The following is a 22,995-nucleotide window of genomic DNA, read 5'->3' on the forward strand; positions in this document are numbered from 1 at the left end:
AGGCATTTTCAGCCCGTGCCGCTAGCCGCAACGCGCTGACCAGCATCGATCCCCGACCTGACCCACCGAAACCCCGCCGAACTGTGGAAGCCGGGTCAAAGGAAGCGAAGAATGGGAGACCTTCTGGATCGTCAGGTCACCTTCGGTCCTGAGCAATGAGCTCGGGCTGGCGCAGCTGCGACATTGCGCAGCTGTGCCACCACCGGACGAATCTGCCCGAAACCGCACATCAGAGGTCAATCGACCCATCCCCGAACCATCGCGCGGACCACACAGGAAAGCCCCTGGGCGGCGCCCGGCCCCCTCGGCGGGTGTTCGGCGGGAGTGATCACCCACGGCCCGCAACTCGCGCCGACAGCCGCAACGGTCCGACACGCCCGCAAGATCCTCAACCGCCCACCAGAGGCACGACACCGCGCACCGCCCCCATCTGGCTCGCCGTCAACTGTCGGCCATCAGGACGAGAGGGACGAAGAAGCCGACAGTCGTACCTGTCTCCCCGACGCGCCCGCGGCTGGTGCGGTGCGATGCGAAATCGGCACTCCGGTAGCGAATGAAGTCGTGCGGGCCTTTCTCGCGCGCGGCCTCGACCATCGAATCCCCGTCGGCACAGGGCTCGATGAGTTCATCAAGGCGCTTGCGCTCCAATTCCGGTACCGCTTGTTCCTGTCGGCTACGGAAACCGTCGAAAGTGTCGTCGATCTGGTTCGCTATACGGAGAGCTTCGTGGGGCACCATTTCGATCGTGCCGTCCGATGACTGAGCGGTGACGGTCACAGCCTTTCCTCTCTGTCGTTCCGAGATCTCACACCTGTTTCCGGCCTCAGCCCTCAACACACGGATGCCTGGGCGCGCTAGGTCGACAGACGGGACGAGAAGTGTTGGATTCCCACCGGGCCGGGCGCATGGATGAAGGGAGCCCAGTGCTGCAGTTGCAGTCAGCCGACACCTTCAGCGGGCTGTGTCCTCAACGACGCAGTCGTCATCTGACGACGCCCCACGAAATGGAACCCTGGACGAGAAATGGTGACGGGCAGCCGGAGGTTGCGGCACACGGCGACCTCTGCGACGGGGAGCGGTCTGTGTAAGCAGGGGAAAACCCCGGAATCGTAGGGTAGGTGTTGAGTATGGGCGCGGGTGACCCTGCGTCGTCCGCGGGTACGGACACGGTTCGCGAGCCGATCGACGTGCTGGCCCTGATCGGTGGCGACCTGACCGTAGTCAGGTGGACCGGTGCCGCCGAGCGCATGTGGGGCTACTCGGCTGCCGAGGTGGTGAACCGGCCCGCACAGCATCTGCTGGCGCCTCCCGGGGAGTCGGTCACCACCGACCTTTTGACCGCTTCCCGGCCCTGGTCCGGGCTGGTAGGGATCAGGCGCAGTGACGGCCGTGAAGCGGAGGTGGAAATGCGGGTCACTCCCTTGCGCGGCGACGCCGGGGAGGAGGACTGGTTCGTCTGGTCGGGCGAGCCGGTGGTCTGGCCCGCTATGAAACCCTCGGTACTGAACGCGCTGTTCGAGCGCTCGCCGATCGGTATCGCCATCTGGGACCCGGATCTGCGCTGTTCCTGGTTCAACAGCGGCGATACCAACGAGGGCGTTTTCCGGTCCGGTGCCGAGCTGGGACGTCACCTCTCAGAACTGGTCGCTACAGATCATCCCGCTTTCCTGGAGACGGCCATGCGGCACGTCCTGGAAGACGGCGTGCCGCTGCTCGATCATGAGCTGGGTCCGCACACGGCGGCTCGCCCCGACACCCCCTGCATCTCCGTCTCCTTCTTCCGCCTGGACGACACGCAGGGCCGAGTGGTGGGTGTGTGCTCGATGGCCATGAACGTCAGAGACAGCCGGGCGCGCCAACGGCTCAACATGCTCAGCGCAGCGGGTACCCGTATCGGCACCACGCTGGACCCCATGTACACCGCGCAGGAATTGGCGGACACCGCGGTGCCGGCCCTGGCGGACTACGTCACCGTCGATCTGGCCGAGGTGCTCCAGTCCGGCAAGGAGCCGCTGGAACACCTGGATTCCACCGATGTCAGCATCCCTGTCTTCTACCGTGCCGGGGCCGCATCCGTACATGCCGACTTGCGTGAGTCCCTCTGGCACCGCGGGGCACCGGTTTTCGTCCCCCCGTCATCTCCTTTCACCGCCGTTCTCGGTTCACGGAGGTCTCACTTCGAACCGATCCTCGACGCTTCCCCCGGCACCTGGCTCGATAACGACCCGGACCGGGCCCGGATCATTGATGCGACGGGGATGCATTCTCTGATGATTGTCCCGCTCCAGGCGCGCGGGACAATGCTCGGCGTCGCCGTCTTCGTACGCACCGAGAACCGGGCGCCCTTCACCCATGCCGACCTGGCCATCGCGGAAGGGCTGTGCGACCGAGCCGCACTGAGCCTCGACAGCGCTCTTCGGTACACCCGCGAGCGAGAGACCGCTCTCGCACTGCAGCACGATCTGCTGCCGCACCGTTTGTGGGGCGGCGGATCCGTCGAGGTGGCCTCCCGGTACCTGCCCTCGGACACGCACGGCGGAGTCGGCGGTGACTGGTTCGACGTCATCCCGTTGCCCGATGCCCGCGTCGTCCTGGTGGTCGGGGACGTCGTCGGCCACGGAATCAACGCGGCCGCGGCCATGGGGCGACTTCGTACCGTCGTCCACACACTCACCAACTTGCGCATTCCCCCCGGCCGAACTGCTCGCCCGGTTGGACGAACTCGTCATCGAGATGGCCCAGGAGCATCCCGACGACACCGGATTCACCTCGATCGCCGTGGGAGCCACCTGTCTCTATGCGATCTACGACCCCGCTACCCGGCGCTGCGCCATGGCGAGCGCGGGGCATCCCCCGCCCGCGATCATCTCCCCCGACGGCACCGTCGCGTTCGCCGATGTACCACCCGGGCCGCCGATCGGAGTCGGAATGATGGAGTACGAGTCGGTCGAAATGGAGCTGGCGGAAGGGAGCGTGATCGCGCTGTACACCGACGGCCTGATCGAGACGCGCGGAAGGGACATCGACGAAGGGCTGGACCGGCTGCGTGGAGCTCTCGCCGAACCGGCACCGGCTCTGGACGAGCTCTGCGCGGCAGTTGTGGAAGCCATGGTGGCCACAGCGCCGTCCGAGGACGATGTCACGCTTCTCCTTGCTCGCCCGCATGCCACGAAGCGGGACGCCGGCCCCTGAGCTCCCGTTCCCGGGTGGCGGGACCACGGGCCTACGGCGAAAGGATCACGTCGTCGTAGCCGAGGTGATCACTCATCTGCACCTCCGGGGCCCGGACCAGCACCGCCGAGGGGATCCGCGCGAGCAGAGCCGACTGGTCCTCAGGAGAAACGGAAAGGCGGTATCGGATATCTCCGATACCGCCTTCGACATGCAAAAAAGCAAGTCGGGACGACAGGATTTGAACCTGCGACCCCTTGACCCCCAGTCAAGTGCGCTACCAAGCTGCGCCACGTCCCGATGCTCGCCTGACCTGGGCTTTCCCCCTGGCCGAACGCGCATGAGAACAATACCGCACTTGGGCGGGTGCTCACGAACGCCTTTCGGTACTTGACCTCGACCAAACTTGAGGTTGAACGCTGAGAAACATGACGACCAAGACCGCCGCACCGGCGCTCCCGTACCACGACCTGAACCGGCTGCCGCTGGCCGTCGGCAGCGTGCTCGGCCTGCGGGCGCAGGGGCTCACCGGCCCCCGGGTCTGGGTGCTGACCGGGGACGCCGAGCTGGACGAGGGCAGCAATCACGAGGCGATCGCCTACGCCGGTCCGGCCGGCCTCGACCAGCTGCACACCCTGGTGATCGACAACGCCTCCGCGACCTATGGCCGGCCCGGCGGGATCGCATCCCGGTTCGAGGCAGCCGGCTGGTCGGCCGTGACCGTGGACGGGCGCGATCACGCGGCGCTGTACGCGGCCTTCACCGCACCGCACCCCGGCCGGCCCCACGCGGTGGTCGCCCGCGTCGCCCCCAAGAGCTGAACCCCGCACCACGGCAGACCAGCACATCCGCTCACCGGAACGAGGGAGAACCACCTCTCATGGACACCATGCGTGAACGCTTCATCACCACAGCGGCCCGGCTCCTCGACGACGACCCCAGGCTGGCCGTGGTGCTGGCCGAGATCAGCCGCGACGGCTTCGAGCCGGCCGAGCGCGCCCATCCGGACCGGGTGATCAATGTCGGCATCCGGGAGCAGCTGCTGATCGGTGCCGGGGCCGGACTGGCGCTGACCGGGATGCGGCCGATCATGCACACGTTCGCCCCCTTCCTGGTGGAGCGGCCGTTCGAGCAGGTCAAGCTCGACTTCGGGCATCAGGGCGTTTCCGGGGTCCTGGTCAGCGCCGGAGGTTCGTACGACTGGCCCGCCGCGGGCATCACCCATATGGCACCGGGCGACGTCGCCCTGATGGACACCCTCGACGGCTGGACCGTGCAGGTACCGGGCCACCCCGACGAGGCCGAGACCCTGCTGCGCCAGGCTGCCGCCAGGGAGGACCGGGTCTATCTGCGGCTCTCGCTCCAGCAGAACGAGCGGGCCCGGCCGGTCGGCGCCGGATCCGGATTCACTCCGGTGCGGGAGGGGAGCGACGGGGTGGTGGTCGCCGTCGGCCCCATGCTCGACAACGTCCTGGCAGCGACGGACGAACTGGATGTCACGGTGCTGTACGCGACGACGGTGCGTCCGTTCGACGCGGCGGGGCTGCGGCGTGCGGTCGGGGCGAGGGAGACGGCGGACGTGGTGATCGTGGAGCCGTACCTGGCGGGCACCTCGACAGGCGCGGCCAACGACGCACTCGTCGATCTGCCGCACCGGGTGCTGGGGCTCGGAGTGGGCAGGGCGGAGCTGCGCCGCTACGGGCAGATGGCCGAACAACTCGCCGCGCAGGGCCTGGATCCGCGCGGGCTACGGGGGCGGATCAGCGGCTTCCTGAGCAGCTGAGGCCGGATGGAGGGAGGCCGCACGGCCCCTCAGCACGATGAGGCAGGCCGAGACTCCTCCACCGCGCTGAGGGGCCGGTCCGGAGCCCGGCCGCACCGCACCAGCCCCCACTCCCCGTCACAGCCGAGTCACAGAGAGCCCTACCGACCCATTGACCCCGTGGATGACGTGAACCTACTCTGAACGGCGTACTTCAGAAAGCGCTTTCTACATCCCGCAGTCGGCATCTACCGCACAGGGAGCGCCCATGAGTCACCACCCGCCCCGCAGAGATCCGTTGAGCAGACACCCGCTGAGCAGGCACCCCTCGCGAGGATTACCTTCGCCGCTCCTCGCGCTCACCGCACTCCTGGCCCTGGTCCTCGGCCTGCTGGTGGCCTCGCCACCCCGCGCCCACGCGGCCCCCTTCCGGGTCCTGGTCTACTCCGAGGTCACCAACTTCAGGCACGACTCGATCCCCGCAGGGGTCGAAGCGATCAAGAAGCTCGGCGCGGAGAACGGCTTCGACGTGGAGGCCACCGACGATTCGGCGGTCTTCAACGACACCGATCTCGCCCGCTTCCAGGCCGTCGTCTTCAACAACACCAACTCCACCCCGGAGACAGGTGACTTGTTGAACGCCGACGAGCGGGCCGCCCTGCAGAAGTACATCCGCGGGGGCGGCGGCTGGGTCGGGCTGCATGCCGCGTCCGCCAGCGAGCGCGACTGGGACTGGTATGGGGGACTGGTCGGCGCGATCTTCGACCAGCACCCCGCCGTGCAGACCGGACGGATCAAGGTCCTCGACCATGCACACCCGTCCACCAAGGGCCTTCCGGACCTCTGGGAGCGCACGGAGGAGTGGTACAACTGGCGCACCAACCCGACCTCCAAGGTGCACACGCTCGCGCAGATCAAGGTGCACACGCTCGCGCAGATCAAGGTGCGCGACGGCATCACCGGTCTGGACGAGGGCGTGGACCATCCGTGGTCCTGGTGCCAGAACTACGACGGCGGACGCTCCTGGTTCACCGCGGGCGGGCATGCGGATTCGGCCTTCCAGGAGGAGGGCTTCGTCCAGCATCTGCTGGGCGGCATCGAGTGGGCCGCGGACGCCGAGCCGGGTGACTGCACGGCGACCCGTACCGGTTCGTTCCAGCGCACCGCACTGGCCACCAGCGATCTCGCCGACCCGTTCGAGCTGGCCGTCGCCCCCGACCGCCGGGTGTTCTTCGCCCAGCGCACCGGAAAGCTGAAGGTCATCGACCAGCAGACCATGAAGGTCACGACGGCGCTGGACTTCGCGTACACGCCGGAGATGACCAGCCAGTCCGACGGGCTCCTCGGCCTCGCGCTCGATCCTGACTTCGGCACGAACAGCTGGCTCTATCTCCTGCACTCCGACAAGACGGAGAAGCGGCTCAACCTGTCCCGCTTCACCGTCACCGGCAACACGGTCGATCCGGCCTCGGAGAAGCGGCTGTTGACCATTCCGACCTGGCGGGGCGAGGGCCGGGCCAACTCCCATATGGCCGGTTCGCTCGCCTTCGACAAGGACGGCAATCTGTACGCGGCGACGGGCGACAACACCGACCCGTTCGCCTCGGACGGCTTCAACCCCATCGACGAGAGCGAGGGCCGGCGTGCCTGGGACGCCCAGGGCACGGCGGGCAATACGAACGATCTGCGCGGCAAGATCCTGCGCATCACGCCCAAGGACGACGGCTCGTACACCGTCCCGGAGGGCAATCTCTTCGCGCCCGGTACGGAGAAGACGCGTCCGGAGATCTATGCGATGGGGATGCGCAACCCGTTCCGGATCACCACGGATCCACTGAGCGGCGCGCTGATGGTCGCCGACTACGGACCGGACGCCAAGGCCGCGGTCGCCGACCGCGGGCCCGAGGGCACGGTCGAGTACACCCGTATCACCAAGGCGGGGAACTTCGGCTGGCCGTACTGCGTCGGCAACAACACCCCGTTCAACGACTACGACTTCGCGGCGAAGAAGTCGGGCCCGAAGTTCGACTGTGCGGCGCTCGTCAACGATTCGCCGAACAACACCGGGCTCCGGGACCTGCCGCCCGCCCAGCCCGCCACGGTCTGGTACGCCTACTCCGCGTCCGCCGAATTCCCGGAGCTCGGCACCGGCGGCGGTGGCCCGATGAGCGGTCCGGTCTACGACTACGACCCCGACAACACCTACCGCACCAAGTTCCCCGAGTACTTCGAGGGGAAGTGGTTCACCTACGAGCTGACCCGCCAGTGGTTCAAGACGTTCTCGTTCCAGCAGAAGGATCAGACGTTCACCGATCCGCGGTTCGCCCCGGTCAGGGCCGGTGATCTCCAGTCGGTCAACGGCATCTTCGCGGACATGAAGTGGAACCAGCCGTTCGATGCCGACTTCGGTCCCGACGGGGCGCTGTACGTCATCGACTTCGGGCTCGGCAGCGGCACCGGCCGCGGTGGCAGCAACGACGGGGCGGGCATCTACCGGATCGACTACGTCGGTGACGGACGGCTGCCTGACGCGAAGATCACCGCGAGCCGGGACAGTGGTCCGGCGCCGCTCACCGTCGCGTTCTCCAGCGCAGGTCCCGGGCTGCCGGAGGGTCAACCGGTCACCTACGCCTGGGACTTCGACGGCAACGGCACCACCGACTCGACGCAGCCGAACCCCTCGTACACGTACCGCACCAAGGGGCTCATCACGGCACGCCTGACCGTCAGCGGACCCGGGGGTCTGACCGCGCAGACCGTGCAGGACATCACCGTCGGCAACACCAGGCCCGAGGTGACGATCAAACAGCCGCCGAACGGGGGGATGTTCAGCTTCGGCGACACCATTCCGTTCACGGTCAACGTGAAGGACAAGGAGGACGGGCGGAACGGCCGGCCGATCGACTGCTCTCGGGTGGTCGTCCAGTCGCAGCTCGGCCATGACACCCATCTGCATCCGCTCGACAACTACACCGGGTGCACGGGCGAGATCGTCACGGACGCCGGGGACAGCCACGGCCCGGGGCAGAACCTGTACTACGGGATCACCGCCCAGTACGAGGACAAGGGCGCCCCTGACGCCCCCGCGCTCACCGGCTCGACCTCGCTGACGCTGCGCACCACGTTCCGTGAGGCGGAGCACTTCACGGCGACCGGCGGGGCGCACGACGGTGTGGTGGTCGCGAGCAGGACCGACGCCTCCGACGGGAAGCGGCTGACGGAGATCGAGGACGGTGACTGGATCAGCTTCGATCCGGTGCATCTCAAGAACATCGACTCGGTGACGGTCGGCGCGGCCTCCGGCGGGATCGGTGGCACCGTGGAATTCCGGTCCGGGTCCCCGACGGGTCCCCTGCTCGGCAAGGTGACCGTTCCGAACACCGGTGACTGGGGCAAGGTCGTCTCGCCGACGACAGCCCTGAGGAATCCTGGGAGCAGCGTGAAGCTGTACGCGGTGTTCAGCAACCCGGAGTGGTCGAGCGACAAGGCCGATCTGTTCGCGGTGGACTGGCTGCACTTCAACGGGCCCGGCGTCGAGAAGAAGTCAGGTACGAAGGTCAAGGTGAAAGCGGCCCCGGCCACGGACATGTCGCCGCTCGCCGTCGCGCTGAGCGGTGTGGTAAAGCCGGCCGCCGGACGCACGATCGCCTCGTACCACTGGGACTTCGGCGACAACGTCAGGCCCACGGGCACGGAAAGCCCGACCGCGACACACACCTACGACCGCAAGGGTGCGTACACCGCACATCTGACCGTCACCGACGACAAGGGCGACACGAGCACCGGTTCCGTCCGCATCGACGTGAGCTGAGCGCGCGTCGGCTGAGAGGAGAGACGATATGAACGGCACACGACGTGCGTTTCTGGGTACCGCTCTGGGTGCCGCCGCGGCCGCCGGTCTCGGTACGGTCCCGGCGTCCGCCACCGGGTCCGGCCGCTGCCGCCGCATCCCGCCGTCCGGGATCGGCATGCACCTGTACACCATGCGCACGACGCTCGCGACGGACTTCCGGGGCACGCTGGAACGGCTCGCGGAGATCGGGTACGCGACGGTCGGGGTGAGCGGCCGGCACGGCAACAGCGCCGCCGACATCCGGCGGATGCTCGACGAGACACGGCTCAAGGCGGTCCTCGAACATGTCGGGTACGACATCGTGAGGGGAGCCGGACTGCCGCAGGCGCTGGAGGACATCCATACGCTGGGCGGCAAGTGGATCGTCGTACCGAGTCTGCCGGGATCGCTGCACAGTCCGGCCGGATACCGGGAGGCGGCCGGGGAGTTCAACAAGGCAGGGCTGGCAGCCCGCGAGTCCGGGCTGAAGCTGCTCTATCACAATCACGGCACGGACCATCAAGTGGTGGACGGCGTCAGCCTGTACGACATCCTGCTCGCCGAGACCGATCCGGAACTCGTCGGCTTCGAGCTGGATCTCTACTGGGCGGCCAACGGGGGCGTCTCGGCGCCCGGCGAGCTGTTCGTACGCCATCCCCGGCGCTTCCCGGCGCTGCACGTGAAGGACATGGCACCGGACGGGGACTTCGCCGATGTCGGGTCGGGGGTGCTGGACTTCCCGGCGATGTTCGACACGGCGCGGCAGGGCGGGGTGAAGCAGTGGCTGGTGGAGCACGACTCACCGGCTGATCCGTTCGCGTCGGCGCTCACCAGCTATACGTATCTGTCGCGGCTGCGGTACTGAGCGGTCCGGCATGCGCCACGGCCCCGGAGAGCGTTGCTCAGGGCTCCGGGGCCGTGGCGCGTGCTCAGTGGGCGGCGAGCAGCTGCTCGTACCAGGCGAGGGTCACCTCCACCGTGGCCGGGAGCGGGTTCGGAGTGAGGCCGTAGGCCTTCTCGATGGCCGACGAGTCGACGATCTGCGGTTCGGTGTGCTGGTAGAACATCTCGGCGTACTCCGCCATGAAAACCGCGTCGAACGGACCGACCGGACGCGGCGCGTCGACGACGCTGATGTCGAGGGGACGGCCGATGCGCTCCTCGATCATCGTGAAGATCTGACGGGTGGTCAGCGCGGGTGCGGTCGGCAGGTGCCAGACGCGGCCGTCGCTGTCGGGGTGCGCGCCGAGTGTGGCGAGTCCCGCGGCGACATCGCCGATGTAGGTGTAGCTGTGCGGCAGGTCGATGTCGCCGAGGCCCGGCACCTCTCCCCCGGTCAGTGCTGCCGGGAAGACGGCGCCGCCGAGCGTGGAGCCCAGCACGCCGGGTCCGACGAAGTCGGCCGACCGGCCGAGGACGACACGGAGCCACCCTTCGGCGTGCGCCGCGAGATAGCGGGCGTCGAGTTCGGCGCGCATCCGGCCCTTGCGGGTCGTCGCGCTCCACGGTGAGTCCTCGGTCATCACGGCGCCGTGCGTCTCGCCGTAGGGGTAGAGCGTGTCGAGTACGACGAGCCGCGCGCCGACCGTCTCGGCCGCGGTGAGGACGGCTTCCTGGATCCGCGGCATGACGTCGACCTGGAGGTGGTAGCCGACGTTGACGCAGTGGTACACCACCGCGGCGCCCTCGACCGCGGCCCGGGCTCCGTCCACGGTGGCGACATCGGCGGCGAACCGCTCGACGCCTTCGATCGCCGCCCCGCCGCCTGTCCGGTCGACGAGCCGGACCGGGTGACCCCGGTCGACGAGTTGACGGGCGAGCGTGGTGCCGGCCTGGCCTGCGCCGAGAACTACCTGGAGATCACGTACTGCGGTCATGGTGTGCCCCTCTGCATCGCTGATGACTCCTTGCAACTGTTAGAGACAGTAATTCTTGCGATGAGCCATAGCGAGATGTGCTGTTAGGCTGCGTAACAGAAGTGAGCTTGCCTAGCGAAAGGGGCCGGTGATGGTCCAAGCCCAACAGGGGCCGCGCGCCCGATACCGGGAGCAGACCCGGTCGGAGATCAAGGAAGCCGCTCTCCGGCAGCTTGCCGAGGGAGGTGTCACGGCGCTGGCGCTGACCCGTATCGCCAAGGACATGGGGCTCTCCGGTCCGGCGCTCTACCGCTACTTCGCCAGCCGCGACGATCTGCTGAACGCGCTGATCAGGGACGCGTACGACGACGCCGCGGCGGCGATGGCCGAAGCGGCCGCCCGCTCCGCGGCCGCCTCACCGGACCCGCGCGCGCACCTGCACTCACTCGCGGAGGCCTACCGGGCGTGGGCCGTCGCCGAGCCACATCGCTACCTGCTGATCCAGGGCGCTCCGGTGCCGGGCTATGTCGCACCGGCCGACACGCTGGAGCGGGCCCGGGCGGTGCTCGGGCCGTTTCTGCCGGTCTTCGCGGGCGGGTCGCCGGGAGCCGCAGTGGCTACCGTGGTGGACCAGATGACGGCGTGGGCCGGGTCGGACGCGGCTGTCGCAGGATGGGTGGCCGCGTACGTGCCGGCCGCCGCCGGCGACACCAGGATGTCGGGCCAGGCTCTGGCCGGTGCCGTGCTCGCCTGGGCGCAGCTGCACGGATCGGTCGGGCTCGAGGCGGCCGGCCAGTTCGCGGGCATGGGCCACGGCGGCGACACCCTGCTGTCCGCGCAGGCCGAGATGCTGGCGGACGCGTTCGCGCTGGCGTGAGGCCCGGGGCGGGGACAGGGCGCCTTCGCCCGGCGGGCGGCTCCGCACCGAGGCCAGGGCACAGGCGTCCACGCACGCAGACCGGGCGTCGACGCCTGCGCACTCCGACCGGGGCGCAGGCGCCCTTCACGGAGGCCGGGACGTCAGCGCCCCGGCCCGCCCCTGGTCAGTCGTGCGCGGACGCCGCACCGAGCAGATCGCGGATGTGGGCGGCCGCGTCCCGGAACTCCGGGCGGCCCAGCGTCTCGCCGTACTCCCGTTCCGCGTCCAGTCCCACCTCGATGATCTCGGTGATGGTGCCCGGCCGTGGGCTCATCACCACCACCCGGTCGGCCAGATAGACCGCCTCCGATATCGAGTGGGTGACCAGCAGCACGGTGGTGCCGGTCTCCCGCCAGATGCGGTTGAGCTCCATGTTCATCTGCTCGCGGGTGAGGGCGTCGAGCGCGCCGAACGGCTCGTCCATCAGCAGGACCGGCGGTTCGTGGAGCAACGCCCGGCACAGCGCCACCCGTTGCTGCATGCCGCCGGACAACTCGTGCGGATACGCGTCCTCGAAGCCGCCGAGTCCGGTCATCCGGATCAGTGCATCGGCCCGTTCGCGCGCCCGGGCCGCGGGCATCTTCCGGATCTCCGCCTGGAGCAGGATGTTGCGGCGCGCGGAACGCCACTCGAGGAGGGCGGCGCGCTGGAAGACGTAACCGATGTCGTGCCGTGGGCCCTTGACCCTTTCACCGCCGAGCAGGACCTCGCCCGTGGACGGCTTCAGCAGCCCTGCGACCAGCTTGAGCAGGGTCGATTTGCCGCATCCGGACGGACCGACCAGGGCGACGAACTCGCCCGGCGCCACATCGAGCGAGACGTCACGCAGGGCGGTGACATCGCGGTTCCTGCCGCGGAACCGCACCGAGACGTCCGACACTCCGACGGCCGGGGTGACGACGCCGTGGTCGCCCGCCGACAGCGGGTCCCGATCCAGGGGCTTCGCCTCCTGCTTGGGCATCGTCATCCCTTCAGCGCCGTCTTCGCGTCCCAGTACTCCGCGACGGCCTTCGGCTTGGCGACCATGCCGGCCTCGGCGAAGACATCGATGGTCTGCTGCCAGTCCGCCTCGTTGTTGACCCCGGGCGCCTTGCCCTCGGTCGACGCGGTGTGCAGCAGCGTGAGCGTCGTCTTGAACTGCTCTGCCAGCACGCTCTTTGGCGGCAGCTGCTCCGACGCGCCGTCCATCGCCGCAACCGCGGGGCCGGGTGCCTTCTCCGCGGCGGCCCACGCCTCGCTGACCGCCTGCGCCATGCGCCCCGCGAGCGCGGACTTCGAGGCGAGGAGCTTCTGCCCGGCGAGCAGGCCGTTGGAGTAGAAGTTCAGCCCGTTCTCGGAGAAGCGGAGGTACGAGACGGGCTTCTTGGCCTTGTCCTGCATGGTGGGGCCCTGGTCGCTGGCGTATCCGAGCAGTCCGTCGGTCTTCCCTGAGATCACCGCGGCGATCTTGCCCGCGGGGTCGGTGTTCTGGACCTTCACGTCCGACTCGTCGATGCCGTTCTTCTTGAGGAAGATCGGGAACGTCTTGGAAAGTGCGTCCCCGGCCGTCCCGGCGATCGTCTTCCCCTTCAGATCGGCGGGTGACCCGATGCCCTTGGCGTCGAAGGACTGCACGGAAGCGGGAGTGGTCTGGAGGAAGACGCCGAGGCTCTTGACCTGAACCCCTTGGTCGACCGCGGCCAGCAGCGCCGGGGTGTCGGCCCAGCCGAAGTCGGTCTGCCCGCCGGCGGTCGCCTGCACCGTCTTCTGTGAGCCCTGGCCCGCCCGGATCGTCAGATCGATGCCGTGCTTCTCGAAGATCTTCTGCTGCTTGCCGTAGTAGAACGGCGCGTGTTCGCCGTACGGATACCAGTTGAGCGTCAGCGTGACCTTGTCCAGCTTCCTCCCTGATTCACTGGTGGTGGTCGACGCGTCGTTCCCGCCGCAGGCCGTGGCCAACAGGACAAGAGGTACGACACCGATCAGGAGTCTGCGCGGGTGCATGGGCTGGCCCTTCTCGCGACGGGGTCCGTGACAATGGTCAGTGGGTGGCGCTCGGTACGAGGTGGGGTGGCGTTCAGTACGAGGCGGTGGCGGGTGCGTCCCGGCGGCTGGCGTGCCACGGGAGCAGGAGCTTCTCGGCGATCTCGACGGCGACGAAGAGGACGACGCCGATCAGGGACATCACGAGCAGCCCGGCGAAGAGCATCGGGGTGTCGAGGTTGCCGTTGGCCTGGAGGATCACATAGCCCAGCCCCTCGTTGGCGCCTACGAACTCGCCGACGACCGCCCCCGTCACGGCCAGGGTGACCGCGACCTTGAGGCCGGAGAAGAGATGCGGGAGGGAGGCCGGGAAGCGGATCTTGAGGAAGGTCTGCCAGGGCTTGGCGCCCATCGTCGCCGACAGCTGGAGCATCTCCGGGTCGACCGCCTTGAGGCCGGTGACCATGGAGATCACCACGGGGAAGAAAGCGATCAGGACGGCGATGAGGATCTTCGGCGCGATACCGAAGCCGAGCCAGACCACGAACAGCGGCGCGATAGCGATCTTCGGTACGACCTGGGCGAACAGCAGAATGGGGTAGAGCGTGCGCTCGACGGTCGAGGAGTACACCATGATCACGGCTGCCAGCACGCCGACGGCCACCGCGATCACAAAGCCGAGCAGCGTCTCGTACGTGGTCACCCAGCTGTGCTGCCAGAGATAACTCGCCTTGCCCGTAAGGACATCGAGCGTCGCCCCCGGTGACGGTACGAGGTACGGCTCCACCAGTTCGGCCGCCGAGATCACCCACCAGGCGACAAAGCAGGCCAGCAGCAGGGCGACCGGACGCCAGCCCTGCTCGGCCGCCCGCGCGAATCGCTCCGCTGTCGACGGCGCGGATCGCCGGGCAACTCCCGCCACTTCGGGGGGACTTTTGACCAACGCGCCCTGACTCACTTGAACTCCCTGTATTTCGGGGGCAGTTGTGAAGAGCTGTGCGATCCTGCGAGGACGGAGAAGGCGCTTCCAGAAAGCGCTTTCTGATAAGTTGCCGCCACGCTAATGACTGCCTGCACGGACGGTCAATAGGTCGTCCCGAAGTTTCGGGACCCTGCCGCCACCGCGCCCTTGGAGGTCGAGTTGAGTCAACGGGTGACACGGGTGACGCCGGACCCTCCGGGGCCGCGGCGCAGCGTCGGGACCGCAACCCATGTGACGCTCGATGCCGTCGCCCGGGAGGCCGGGGTCTCACCGGCCACCGCCTCGCGGGCGCTGAACGGCACGGCCCGGGTCCGTGACGATCTGCGGCAGCGGGTGCACGTGGCGGCCGACCGGCTCGGCTACATCCCGAACGCCCACGCGCAGGCACTGGCCGGCGCAGCCAACAACCGCACAGTGGGCGTGATCTGTCATGACGTCAGCGATCCGTACTTCGCCGCGATCTCCAGCGGTGTGATGCGGGCCGCGGCGGAACAGGGGCTCCTCGTGATGCTGGCCTCCACGTTCCGCGAACCGGCCCGGGAGATCAGCTACGTCTCCATGCTGCGGGCCCAGCACGCCCGGGCGATCCTGCTGATCGGATCGGGCTTCCAGGACCGCGCCTGGGAGCGTGCAATGGATGCCGAACTGGAGCCGTACGTCCGGGTGGGCGGGCGGGTGGCGGTCGTCAGCCGGCACCGCAGCCTGCGGGTGGACGCCGTACAGCCGGAGAACCGGGCGGGGGCCGCGGCGCTCGCCCGGGCGCTGGTGGAGCTGGGCCATCGGACGTTCGCGGTGCTCACCGGGCCGGCCGCGCTGACGACGGTCTCCGACCGGCTGGCGGGGTTCCGGGAGGGGCTCGCCGAGGCGGGCATCGGGCTCGGGCAGGTGGTGGAGGGGGCGTTCACACGCGACGGCGGATACGAGGCGGCCCGGCGGCTGCTGCTCGATGCGGAACGGTCGCCGTCCCGGTCCCGGGCGACGTGTGTGTTCGCGGTGACCGATGTGATGGCGGTCGGTGCACTGGCGGCGCTGCGGGAGGCGGGGCTGCGGGTGCCGGAGGACGTCTCACTGGCCGGGTTCGACGACATTCCGCTGGTACGGGAGCTGTCGCCGCCGCTCACGACGGTGGCGCTGCCGCTGACATCGATGGGCGAGCGCGTGATCGCACTGGCGCTGCGGGAGGTGGGGGCGGTACGGAGGGCGCGGGTGGTGCGGGTGGAGGGGGAGGTGGTGTTGCGGGGCAGTACGGGGGTTCCGGGGGGTGGGGTGCGGTGACCGGGGCCGTCCGGGTGCCGACAGCGACGGCCCCGGAGTCCGCGCCGCACGCCGTGGCACGCGCCGTCGACAGCAACCTGGCACCGGATGGCACCCCGTCACGACGGCGCAGGATCCATCCGCTGCGCTGCGAGGGCCGGATCGCCTCGTCCTGGTACACGGCCGGGCTGCCCGGTGACGCGTGTACGTACCGGATCGAGACGACGAGTGTGCTGCACGGCCCATGGGAGATCCGGGTGCACCGGGTCGAGGCGCCGGAGGGTGCGATCGTGCGGGAGGGCGGTCATGCCATGGCGCACGAGGAGCGGCCCCGGGTCTCGTCGGGGCCCGGCTGGGCCATGGCACGCACGGCCGACGGTCTGACAAGTGCCGTTGTCGCACTGTACGGCTGGGACACCGAGGAGGACGCGGAATCCGGGGGCGGCGCGGCGGCTGAGGAGGGTTCGGAGGCCGACAGGACCGCACGGGTCGAGCAGGCCGCAGGGGTCCAGGACACCGCGTACGGATCCGGTGTCGCGCGGGACGTGCAGTCCAACGCGTACGGCCCGCACTCCGCGATCCCGTATCTGCGTGCCGACCGTCATCCGGGCGGGCGGAGCGTCCATGTTTCGCTGATCTCACTCTCCCGCGACACCGTGCATCCGCAGGCGTTGCGCACCTCGGTGACGGTGCGGGCCGGTGCGGAGTCGGTGGTGCTGACCTTCCTGGACGGCACCACGGTCGACGTGTGAGCGCGGGCGGCGGGGCGGATCAGGGCCTGATGCTCTGGTTGTCCTCCCGTCGGTGGATGTGTCCGATCAGCTCCTGCGCCAGGGACTTGATCGTGTCGAGGCCGGCCCGCCCCCAGGGGCGGGGCACGGTGTCGACGGCGCAGACGGCGCCCAGTGCGACGCCCGTACGGTCGATGAGCGGCGCCCCCAGATAGGAGCGGATGCCTATTTCGTCGACGACCGGGTTACCGGCGAATCTCGGGTAGTCGCAGACGTCCTCCAGCACGAGCGCCCTGCGCCGTGCGACGACGTGCGGGCAGTAGCCGTGGTCGAGCGCCATGTACCGGCCGCCATGGCCGCTGCCTGCGGCCGTGGCTCCCAGATCGGAGCCGGTGTGGGTGCCTGCCGGAGTGTGCAGACCGGCGAAGAACTGCCGGTTCGCGTCGATGAAGTTGACCATCGAGAACGGCACATCGGTCACTTCGGCCACCTTGTCGGCAAACGCGTCGAAGCTCTCGAACGAGGTGTCACCCCGCTCCCCGAGCCCGAGCTTCCGCAGCCGTTGGGTGCGGACGGGGGCGTCGCGGCCGACGGGGGTCAGCAGCAGCCGGCCGGTCGCGTGTCGGCTCACGGATGGGCTCCGAAGCCGGAGAGCGGGGCCGGCTCCGAGGTGGCGTTGATCAGGTGCTGCACCAGCGTGACCAGCGCTCCGGTGCCCGAGCTGGCGATCCGGGCGTCGCACAGGACGACGGGCACCTCGGGTCCGAGGTCGAGCGCGGCGCGCACCTCCTCGGGGCCGTAGCGGTAGGAGCCGTCGAACTCGTTGACCGCGACGATGAATCCGATGCCGCGCCGTTCGAAGAAGTCGACAGCCGGGAAGCACTCCGCGAGTCTCCGGGTGTCCGCCAGCACGACCGCGCCCAGCGCCCCCTGGGAGAGCTCGTCCCACATGAACCAGAAGCGCTCCTGGCCGGGGGTGCCGAACAGATAGAGCACATGCTGCTCGTCGAGGGTGATGCGGCCGAAGTCCATGGCGACTGTGGTGGCGGTCTTGGACTCGATCCCCTCAAGGCTGTCGGTCGCCGCGCTGACCTGCGTCAGCAGCTCCTCCGTGCTCAGCGGCGCGATCTCGCTGACCGCGCCCACGAACGTCGTCTTGCCGACGCCGAAGCCGCCCGCCACCAGGACCTTGAGTGCGACTGGGAAGTACTCGGTGTCCCCGTTGCCGTCACCCCAGGTCGAGCTGCCGAAGCCGTCAGAGCTGTCGTCGTAAGCCATCGAGCACTGCCTCCAGCAGAGATCGGTCGGTGGGCATGTCATGGAAGGCCGGCGGATGCGCGGTGACCGCGCCACAGTCCACCAGGTCGGAGACGAGCACCTTGGTGACGACCGCGGGCAGCCGCAGATGCGCGGCGATCTCGGCCACCGAGGTGGGGCCGCCGCACAGCCTCAGCGCCACGGAGTGCTCGGGGCCGAGGTGCGTCTGCGGATCGGTGCCCGTGGCCATCACCAGGGAGAGCAGATCCAGCACGGTCGTCGGACGGGTACGGCCGTTGCTCACGGTGTACGGACGGATGAGCCGACCGGCCGCATCGTCGAGCAACGGCCCGTCCTGCGGGGCCGACACCCTCACAGCCCCGTGACGCTCGGTGCCCCGGCCGCTTGTCTGGCCGGGGTCATCAGATAGGGCCGGACGCTCTTGACCAGCATGGTCATCTCGTATCCGAGCACCGCGGCATCCGCTTCGCGTCCGGCGAGGACGGCGAGACAGGTGCCGGATCCGGCGGTGGAGACGAACAGCAGCGTCGAGTCGAGCTCCACCACCACCTGGCGGACCTCTCCGTTGTCGCCGAAGCGCGCCCCGGCGCTGCGGCCGAGGGAGTACAGGCCGGCGGCCAGCGCCGCCAGGTGGTCGGCGCTGTCGGCGTCCATGCCGTGGAGGGATTTCACCAGCCCGTCGGCGGAGAGCAGGACCGCGCTGCGCGTGTACGGCACGCGCTGTACCAGCCCGCTCAGCAGCCAGTCGAGGTCCGAGACCTGACCGGACGGCATATCGGTCGCCATGGTGCATCTACTCCTTGAGGGTGTTCGTTTCGAGGGGGTCCGGGTCGGGGTGCGGCGGGTCGGCGGGGGCGGTGAGTCCGCGGACCGGCAGCGGTTCGAGCGGGGCCGGAGGTTGCCAGGCCTGCGGTGCGGGCGCGTCGGGGACGTCGTCCGGGGCCTGCGCGGTGTCGGCGTCCGAGGTGCTGCGGGCCTCGGCGAGCTCGATGCCCCGGCGGAAGGACGCCATCAGGCCGGGGTCGTGCAGGACGGGTTGTTCGTCCTCGGCGCGCGGCGCGGGGGCCTCCCTGAGCTGCGGGACCAGGTGTTCCTGGTTGGTGCGCCTGGGGAGTTGCGGCCGGCCCATGGTGCCGCGTACGACTCCGGGCTCGGGCCGGAGAGCCGGAACCGCGTCGTCCGCGCGCTGGACGCCGGGGCGGGCATCGGCGGGGGTGGGCCGGTCGACACGCTCGGCACGCAGCGGCAGCGGTGGGACTTCGCCCTGCCGTCGCAACTGCTGCGGAGGTTGATGCAGCCGCAGCGGCTGACCGGGCACCTGCGGTTGCCGGTTCGGGGCCGGGGCGGGGCTCAGGTTCCGCTGGAGCGCGGTGTCGTCCTGGGCCGGTGGCCGGTGTACGGGGCCGGGCGGCGGCACCGGGGCGGCGTCGGCGTCGGCCGTCGTGGGCTCGTCCCCCTCGATCCCGAGCAGGGACTGCGGCAGCACCAGTACGGCCTGTGTGCCGCCGTAGATGTTGCTCTGCAGCCGAACCGCGATGCCGTGCCTGCGGGCCAGCGACGCGACGACGAACAGTCCGATCCGGCCGTCCTGCAGCAGATGGGAGACGTTGACCCGGTCGGGGGCGGCGAGCAGGGCGTTCATCCGCTTCTGTTCGTTGCCGGGCATGCCCAGCCCGCGGTCCTCGACCTCCAGGGCGAGCCCTGCGGTGACGTGCTGGGCGCGCAGCAGCACCTGGGTGTGCGGGGCGGAGAACACGGTGGCGTTCTCCACGAGTTCGGCCAGCAGATGGATCACATCGGCCACGGCGTGCCCCCGCAGCGTGCCGTCGATCGGCGGCACCAACTTGACCCGCGGATAGTGCTCGACCTCGGCGATTGCCGAGCGCAGCACCTCGGTCATGGTGACCGGGTTGCTCCACTGCCGCCGCGAGACGGCGCCGCCGAGGACGGCGAGGTTCTCGGCATGCCTGCGGATGCGGGTGGCGAGATGGTCGACATGGAAGAGGCCCTTGAGCAGATCGGGGTCCTCGACCTCGTGCTCCAGCTCGTCCAGCAGCTGAATCTCACGGTGTACGAGCGACTGGAGCCGACGGGCGAGATTGACGAAGACCTCGACGCGCTGTCCCTCGCCCGATTCGTGGGTGAGCCGGGACACCTGCACGACTGCGGCCACCGCCCCTTCGTGCGAGCGGCCCATTTCCTGCGCGAGCAGGTCGAAGGCGTCGCTGCCGGGCGGGACGGGCGGCGGTGGCCGCCGCGCGGGCATGGGCTCGCCGTTGCGGAGCTGCTCCACCACCCGTTGCAGTTCGGCCTGCCCCTGGGCGCTGGCACGGCGCAGGGCCAGACACCGGCCGAGGACGGTGGTGGCGACCCGGCTGGCACCGAGGAACGCCGCGACCACGGCGGCGACGGCCAGCGCCGCGGATCCGCCCAGCGCGGTCCAGAGCTCGGTGGTCATCGGGGCACTCGCGGAGCGGACGGTGAAGGTGACCGCTGCGGCGCCGCTCAGTGCGACGGCGATGGCCGGCAGCAGGGCCGTGCGGAAGATCTGGGGGCGTACGCGGGCTTCGGGGGACGGCTGTGCGGCGCGCGGCCTGGCGGTGGCCGTGTGGGCACGGGCCCCCGGCCGGCCGTGCCGTCCGCCTTCTCGGCGTTCCGGTCGCGCTTCGGGTGCGCGAAGTCGAGACATCAGCGTCCTCGGTACGTGGGGCACCAGGAATCGGCGTTCATGTGGTGGCACCTACGGTGGTGGGTCAGGCTCGGGTCATCGGTCGGGCAGGCTCGAACGATATGAGCCCGCCGTTGATCACCGGACACACACGGTAGTCGCCGATCGAGCATCCGCGGCGGGCAGTTGTCGAACTTGCCCGCCATCCGTCCCGCTCTGGTATGAGCTCTCGCACGGACAACCGAATACGCCGCATCGGAACCCGTCCGCGGCCACGGGGGCGGCCGAGCGGAACGAACTCCCGGAAAACGCGGAACGGCCCGGACGATCCGGCAGAGCCGGACGGTCCGAGCCGTTCCGATGTTCGACGCCGAGGCCGAGAATCAGCTGGAGGGGGTCACCCCGGTGAACGGCCCCACGGGGCCGACATGCTCACCGTTCCTGCACGTCCGTCCATCCACCCCGTCCATCGCCCTGGTCACCCGTCGGACACCAGGGCTTCCTCGGCCGGGGCCACAGGCGGTTCGGCGACCGGCGCCACCGCAGGCCACTCGGGCCATCCCGCCGCAGGCTGGTCCGCCACCGCCCGCCACCACGGCTCGACCGCGGGACGGGCGGCCGGCTCGAACGGGTCACCCGGCCGGGGCGCGGCAGAGGCGAAGCCGGCCTCGTGGGCAGCGATCATCGTCCGGTCGGCAGGTTCGGCCCACGGATGGAAGGCCAGGTTGAAGGTGCCCCAGTGGATCGGCAGCATCAGGCCGCTGGGCTTCCCGCCCTGGAGATCGAGGTGAGCGCGGACACCCTCGTCGGGTGTCATGTGAATGTCGGGCCAGAAACCGGTCACGGCCTTGCCGCCGGCCTCGCCCTCCCGCTCATCTCCGCCTGCGCCGCGCAGCAGCATGAACGCGCCGAAGGCGAACGACGGTCGAGCCCGCCTTCGCAACCCCCAACGCTACCCCACCTGGCTGGGGAGCCTGGAACGCCTCCGATTCATGGATGCAGTGTTGCCTCGCCCTTGACGAGGATGCCAGTGCGCTGGCCCGGGCGTACGGCGACGGGCCCGGCGACCCGGATGCCGACGGGGCTCTCCAGGCCCTCGACGGAGACGGTGACCATGGCGTCGTGGCCGTAGAAGGTCACGTCGGTGACGGTGCCCTGTGCGGCATTCGCGGTTTCGGTGAGCTGGAGTTGCTCGGGCCGCAGCAGGACGGTGCCCTCGCTCCGGCCTACGGGGGGCGCCACGAGGGGAAGGTGACCGAGTGCGGTCGTTGCGGTGCCGTGGTCGGCGGTGCCGGGGATGAGTACGGCGTCGCCGACGAAGCGCGCCACCCAGGTGTCGGCGGGGTGGCGGTAAACCTGTTGCGGCGTGTCGCACTGACCACCGCGGCCGTCCCGTACGACGGCGACGAGGTCGGCCGTGGAGAGGGCTTCCTGCTGGTCGTGGGTGACCAGCAGGGCGGTGGCTCCGGTGGCGCGCAGGGCGGCTCGGACATCTGCCCGGACACCGGTGCGCAGGGCGCTGTCGAGGGCGTTGAACGGTTCGTCCAGCAGGACCAGGGCGGGTTCCGGCGCCAAGGCGCGGGCCAGGGCGATGCGCTGCTGCTGGCCGCCGGACAGCTCGTGCGGCATCCGGCCGCCGTAACCGTCGAGGCCGACGAGTTCGAGCATCTCCTCCGTGCGGCTGCGGCGCTCGGCGCGGTCGTGGCCGTTCAGCCCGAAGGCAACGTTGCGGGCGACGCTCAAGTGCGGGAAGAGCGCGCCCTCTTGGGGGACGATGCCGATGCGGCGGCGCTCCGGGGGAAGGTGGACTCCGGGGCCGGACAGGGTGCGCCCACCGACGGTCACGGTGCCTGCGCCGGTGCGCAGGAATCCGGCGATGATGCGGAGCAGGGTGGTCTTGCCGCAGCCGGAGGGGCCGTTTCGCTGTCCACGCTCGCGAGCTTGGCGGCGCAGCTCCACCCGAGCAGCCGGAGTACCGCCCGCCGGCTTTGTTGGTGAGTTACGAGAGCGCCTGTAGTTCAGCGGCAAGAGCTCCCTCTTCCACGGGGGCTCTGCACGACGAAAGGGCCCGGGTGCTGCCGAAGTCCAAGGTCGATCTGTACGCGGCGATTCGCCGTGATGCGCGTCAGGGCGTCGGGTTCCTGACCGTGCAGAAGGCGTTGTCGTCGGCATGGCCACCGGTATCGGCGACTCGGGCCTGTCACCGTGCTCGGCCAGGAGCTCCAGCAGCATTCGGTAGCCAGCCGCGTCGTCACTGATCCGGCGCTTGGCCAGCAGCTCTCCAGCCCCGTCGACCAGCGCGATGTCGTGGTGTCGTTCCGCCCAGTCGATCCCGCAAAACACGGTCATGCCTCTCCCATCCTCGAGCGTCTACGCAGGTCACGAGCACATGCGGGTCACGCGGCGTCCTAATCCCAGGACTCGATCGGTCCGCCATCTCGGTAGCCGTTCGTGACACCAGCGCACCCCAGGGGCCTCTGCCTGCGCCAGAGCTCGCAGCTCGCGGAGGTGAACAGGAGGTCGCCCTGCGGCGGGCTCGCGCCACGGCGACAACGAACGACGCACGCGGGCGGGTTTCAC

Annotated in this window: 17 protein-coding genes, 1 tRNA gene and 5 pseudogenes; 9 read left to right on the forward strand and 14 right to left on the reverse strand. The window is 69.5% G+C overall.

What is annotated here, in order from left to right; translation table 11 throughout:
- Positions 1 to 441 precede the first annotated feature (441 nt).
- On the reverse strand, positions 442 to 777 hold the full coding sequence (locus tag ABZV38_RS25840) for a hypothetical protein (protein ID WP_356330679.1): 336 nt from the start codon (positions 775 to 777) through the stop codon (positions 442 to 444).
- 350 nt (positions 778 to 1,127) lie between these two features.
- On the opposite strand from ABZV38_RS25840, the pseudogene ABZV38_RS25845 reads away from it, so the two are divergent.
- Positions 1,128 to 2,633 (forward strand): annotated as a pseudogene (locus ABZV38_RS25845) (PAS domain-containing protein); the annotation flags it as partial.
- Between the two features lie 79 nt (positions 2,634 to 2,712).
- A complete protein-coding gene (locus tag ABZV38_RS25850) occupies positions 2,713 to 3,192 on the forward strand; it encodes a PP2C family protein-serine/threonine phosphatase (protein ID WP_356330682.1) in 480 nt (159 codons plus the stop codon).
- A 205-nt stretch (positions 3,193 to 3,397) separates the two neighbouring features.
- Here ABZV38_RS25850 and ABZV38_RS25855 read toward each other — a convergent pair.
- Positions 3,398 to 3,471: transfer RNA gene (locus ABZV38_RS25855), tRNA-Pro, on the reverse strand.
- Positions 3,472 to 3,650: 179 nt separating this feature from the next.
- Between ABZV38_RS25855 and ABZV38_RS25860 the strand changes: the two are divergent.
- The 4 genes and pseudogenes from ABZV38_RS25860 to ABZV38_RS25875 form a co-directional block, all read left to right on the forward strand.
- Positions 3,651 to 3,992: pseudogene (locus tag ABZV38_RS25860) on the forward strand (transketolase); the annotation flags it as partial.
- A gap of 59 nt (positions 3,993 to 4,051) precedes the next feature.
- Positions 4,052 to 4,954: a transketolase C-terminal domain-containing protein gene (locus tag ABZV38_RS25865; RefSeq protein WP_356330684.1), complete on the forward strand. Its 903-nt coding sequence runs from the start codon at positions 4,052 to 4,054 to the stop codon at positions 4,952 to 4,954.
- 247 nt (positions 4,955 to 5,201) lie between these two features.
- Positions 5,202 to 8,744, forward strand: a complete 3,543-nt coding sequence (locus tag ABZV38_RS25870) for a ThuA domain-containing protein (protein ID WP_356330686.1) — start codon at positions 5,202 to 5,204, stop codon at positions 8,742 to 8,744.
- 28 nt (positions 8,745 to 8,772) lie between these two features.
- Complete coding sequence (locus tag ABZV38_RS25875) at positions 8,773 to 9,630, forward strand: sugar phosphate isomerase/epimerase (RefSeq protein WP_356330688.1); 858 nt, start codon at positions 8,773 to 8,775, stop codon at positions 9,628 to 9,630.
- A gap of 64 nt (positions 9,631 to 9,694) precedes the next feature.
- Here the strand turns inward: ABZV38_RS25875 and ABZV38_RS25880 are convergent, their stop codons facing one another.
- A complete protein-coding gene (locus tag ABZV38_RS25880; protein WP_356330690.1) occupies positions 9,695 to 10,642 on the reverse strand; it encodes an NAD-dependent epimerase/dehydratase family protein in 948 nt (315 codons plus the stop codon).
- Positions 10,643 to 10,772: 130 nt separating this feature from the next.
- Between ABZV38_RS25880 and ABZV38_RS25885 the strand changes: the two genes are divergently transcribed.
- Positions 10,773 to 11,498, forward strand: a complete 726-nt coding sequence (locus tag ABZV38_RS25885; protein ID WP_356330692.1) for a TetR/AcrR family transcriptional regulator — start codon at positions 10,773 to 10,775, stop codon at positions 11,496 to 11,498.
- A gap of 166 nt (positions 11,499 to 11,664) precedes the next feature.
- Here the strand turns inward: ABZV38_RS25885 and ABZV38_RS25890 are convergent, their stop codons facing one another.
- From ABZV38_RS25890 to ABZV38_RS25900, 3 genes are all read right to left on the reverse strand, one after another.
- Positions 11,665 to 12,507 (reverse strand): ABC transporter ATP-binding protein, encoded by an 843-nt coding sequence (locus ABZV38_RS25890; protein WP_356330694.1) that lies wholly within the window; start codon positions 12,505 to 12,507, stop codon positions 11,665 to 11,667.
- A complete protein-coding gene (locus tag ABZV38_RS25895; protein ID WP_356330695.1) occupies positions 12,504 to 13,523 on the reverse strand; it encodes an ABC transporter substrate-binding protein in 1,020 nt (339 codons plus the stop codon). The genes ABZV38_RS25890 and ABZV38_RS25895 overlap by 4 nt, the downstream gene beginning before the upstream one ends.
- A gap of 73 nt (positions 13,524 to 13,596) precedes the next feature.
- Positions 13,597 to 14,460, reverse strand: a complete 864-nt coding sequence (locus tag ABZV38_RS25900; RefSeq protein WP_356330697.1) for an ABC transporter permease — start codon at positions 14,458 to 14,460, stop codon at positions 13,597 to 13,599.
- Between the two features lie 255 nt (positions 14,461 to 14,715).
- Between ABZV38_RS25900 and ABZV38_RS25905 the strand changes: the two genes are divergently transcribed.
- Positions 14,716 to 15,759: a LacI family DNA-binding transcriptional regulator gene (locus ABZV38_RS25905; RefSeq protein WP_356330699.1), complete on the forward strand. Its 1,044-nt coding sequence runs from the start codon at positions 14,716 to 14,718 to the stop codon at positions 15,757 to 15,759.
- A gap of 20 nt (positions 15,760 to 15,779) precedes the next feature.
- Positions 15,780 to 16,490 (forward strand): annotated as a pseudogene (locus tag ABZV38_RS25910) (hypothetical protein); the annotation flags it as partial.
- A gap of 19 nt (positions 16,491 to 16,509) precedes the next feature.
- Here ABZV38_RS25910 and ABZV38_RS25915 read toward each other — a convergent pair.
- The 8 genes and pseudogenes from ABZV38_RS25915 to ABZV38_RS25950 form a co-directional block, all read right to left on the reverse strand.
- Positions 16,510 to 17,100, reverse strand: a complete 591-nt coding sequence (locus ABZV38_RS25915) for a GAF domain-containing protein (RefSeq protein ID WP_356330701.1) — start codon at positions 17,098 to 17,100, stop codon at positions 16,510 to 16,512.
- Positions 17,097 to 17,747, reverse strand: coding sequence for an ATP/GTP-binding protein (locus tag ABZV38_RS25920; RefSeq protein WP_356330703.1), 651 nt, complete (start codon positions 17,745 to 17,747; stop codon positions 17,097 to 17,099). The genes ABZV38_RS25915 and ABZV38_RS25920 overlap by 4 nt, the downstream gene beginning before the upstream one ends.
- A complete protein-coding gene (locus ABZV38_RS25925; protein ID WP_356330705.1) occupies positions 17,725 to 18,096 on the reverse strand; it encodes a DUF742 domain-containing protein in 372 nt (123 codons plus the stop codon). Before ABZV38_RS25925 ends, ABZV38_RS25920 begins: the two co-directional genes overlap by 23 nt.
- Positions 18,097 to 18,098: 2 nt before the next feature.
- Entirely contained in the window at positions 18,099 to 18,533 is a 435-nt protein-coding gene (locus tag ABZV38_RS25930) for a roadblock/LC7 domain-containing protein (protein ID WP_356330707.1), read from the reverse strand.
- A 7-nt stretch (positions 18,534 to 18,540) separates the two neighbouring features.
- Positions 18,541 to 20,436 (reverse strand): ATP-binding protein, encoded by a 1,896-nt coding sequence (locus ABZV38_RS25935; protein WP_356330709.1) that lies wholly within the window; start codon positions 20,434 to 20,436, stop codon positions 18,541 to 18,543.
- Positions 20,437 to 20,893: 457 nt separating this feature from the next.
- A pseudogene (locus ABZV38_RS25940) lies at positions 20,894 to 21,247 on the reverse strand (MBL fold metallo-hydrolase); the annotation flags it as partial.
- A 158-nt stretch (positions 21,248 to 21,405) separates the two neighbouring features.
- Positions 21,406 to 22,374 carry an ABC transporter ATP-binding protein gene (locus ABZV38_RS25945; protein WP_356330756.1) on the reverse strand — a complete coding sequence of 323 codons (969 nt, stop codon included), beginning with the start codon at positions 22,372 to 22,374 and terminating at the stop codon, positions 21,406 to 21,408.
- Positions 22,375 to 22,545: 171 nt separating this feature from the next.
- Positions 22,546 to 22,764 (reverse strand): annotated as a pseudogene (locus tag ABZV38_RS25950) (transposase); the annotation flags it as partial.
- Positions 22,765 to 22,995: the final 231 nt, after the last annotated feature.

It is taken from the genome of Streptomyces sp. NPDC005181 (assembly GCF_040608395.1).
In the GTDB taxonomy this organism is placed as follows: domain Bacteria; phylum Actinomycetota; class Actinomycetes; order Streptomycetales; family Streptomycetaceae; genus Streptomyces.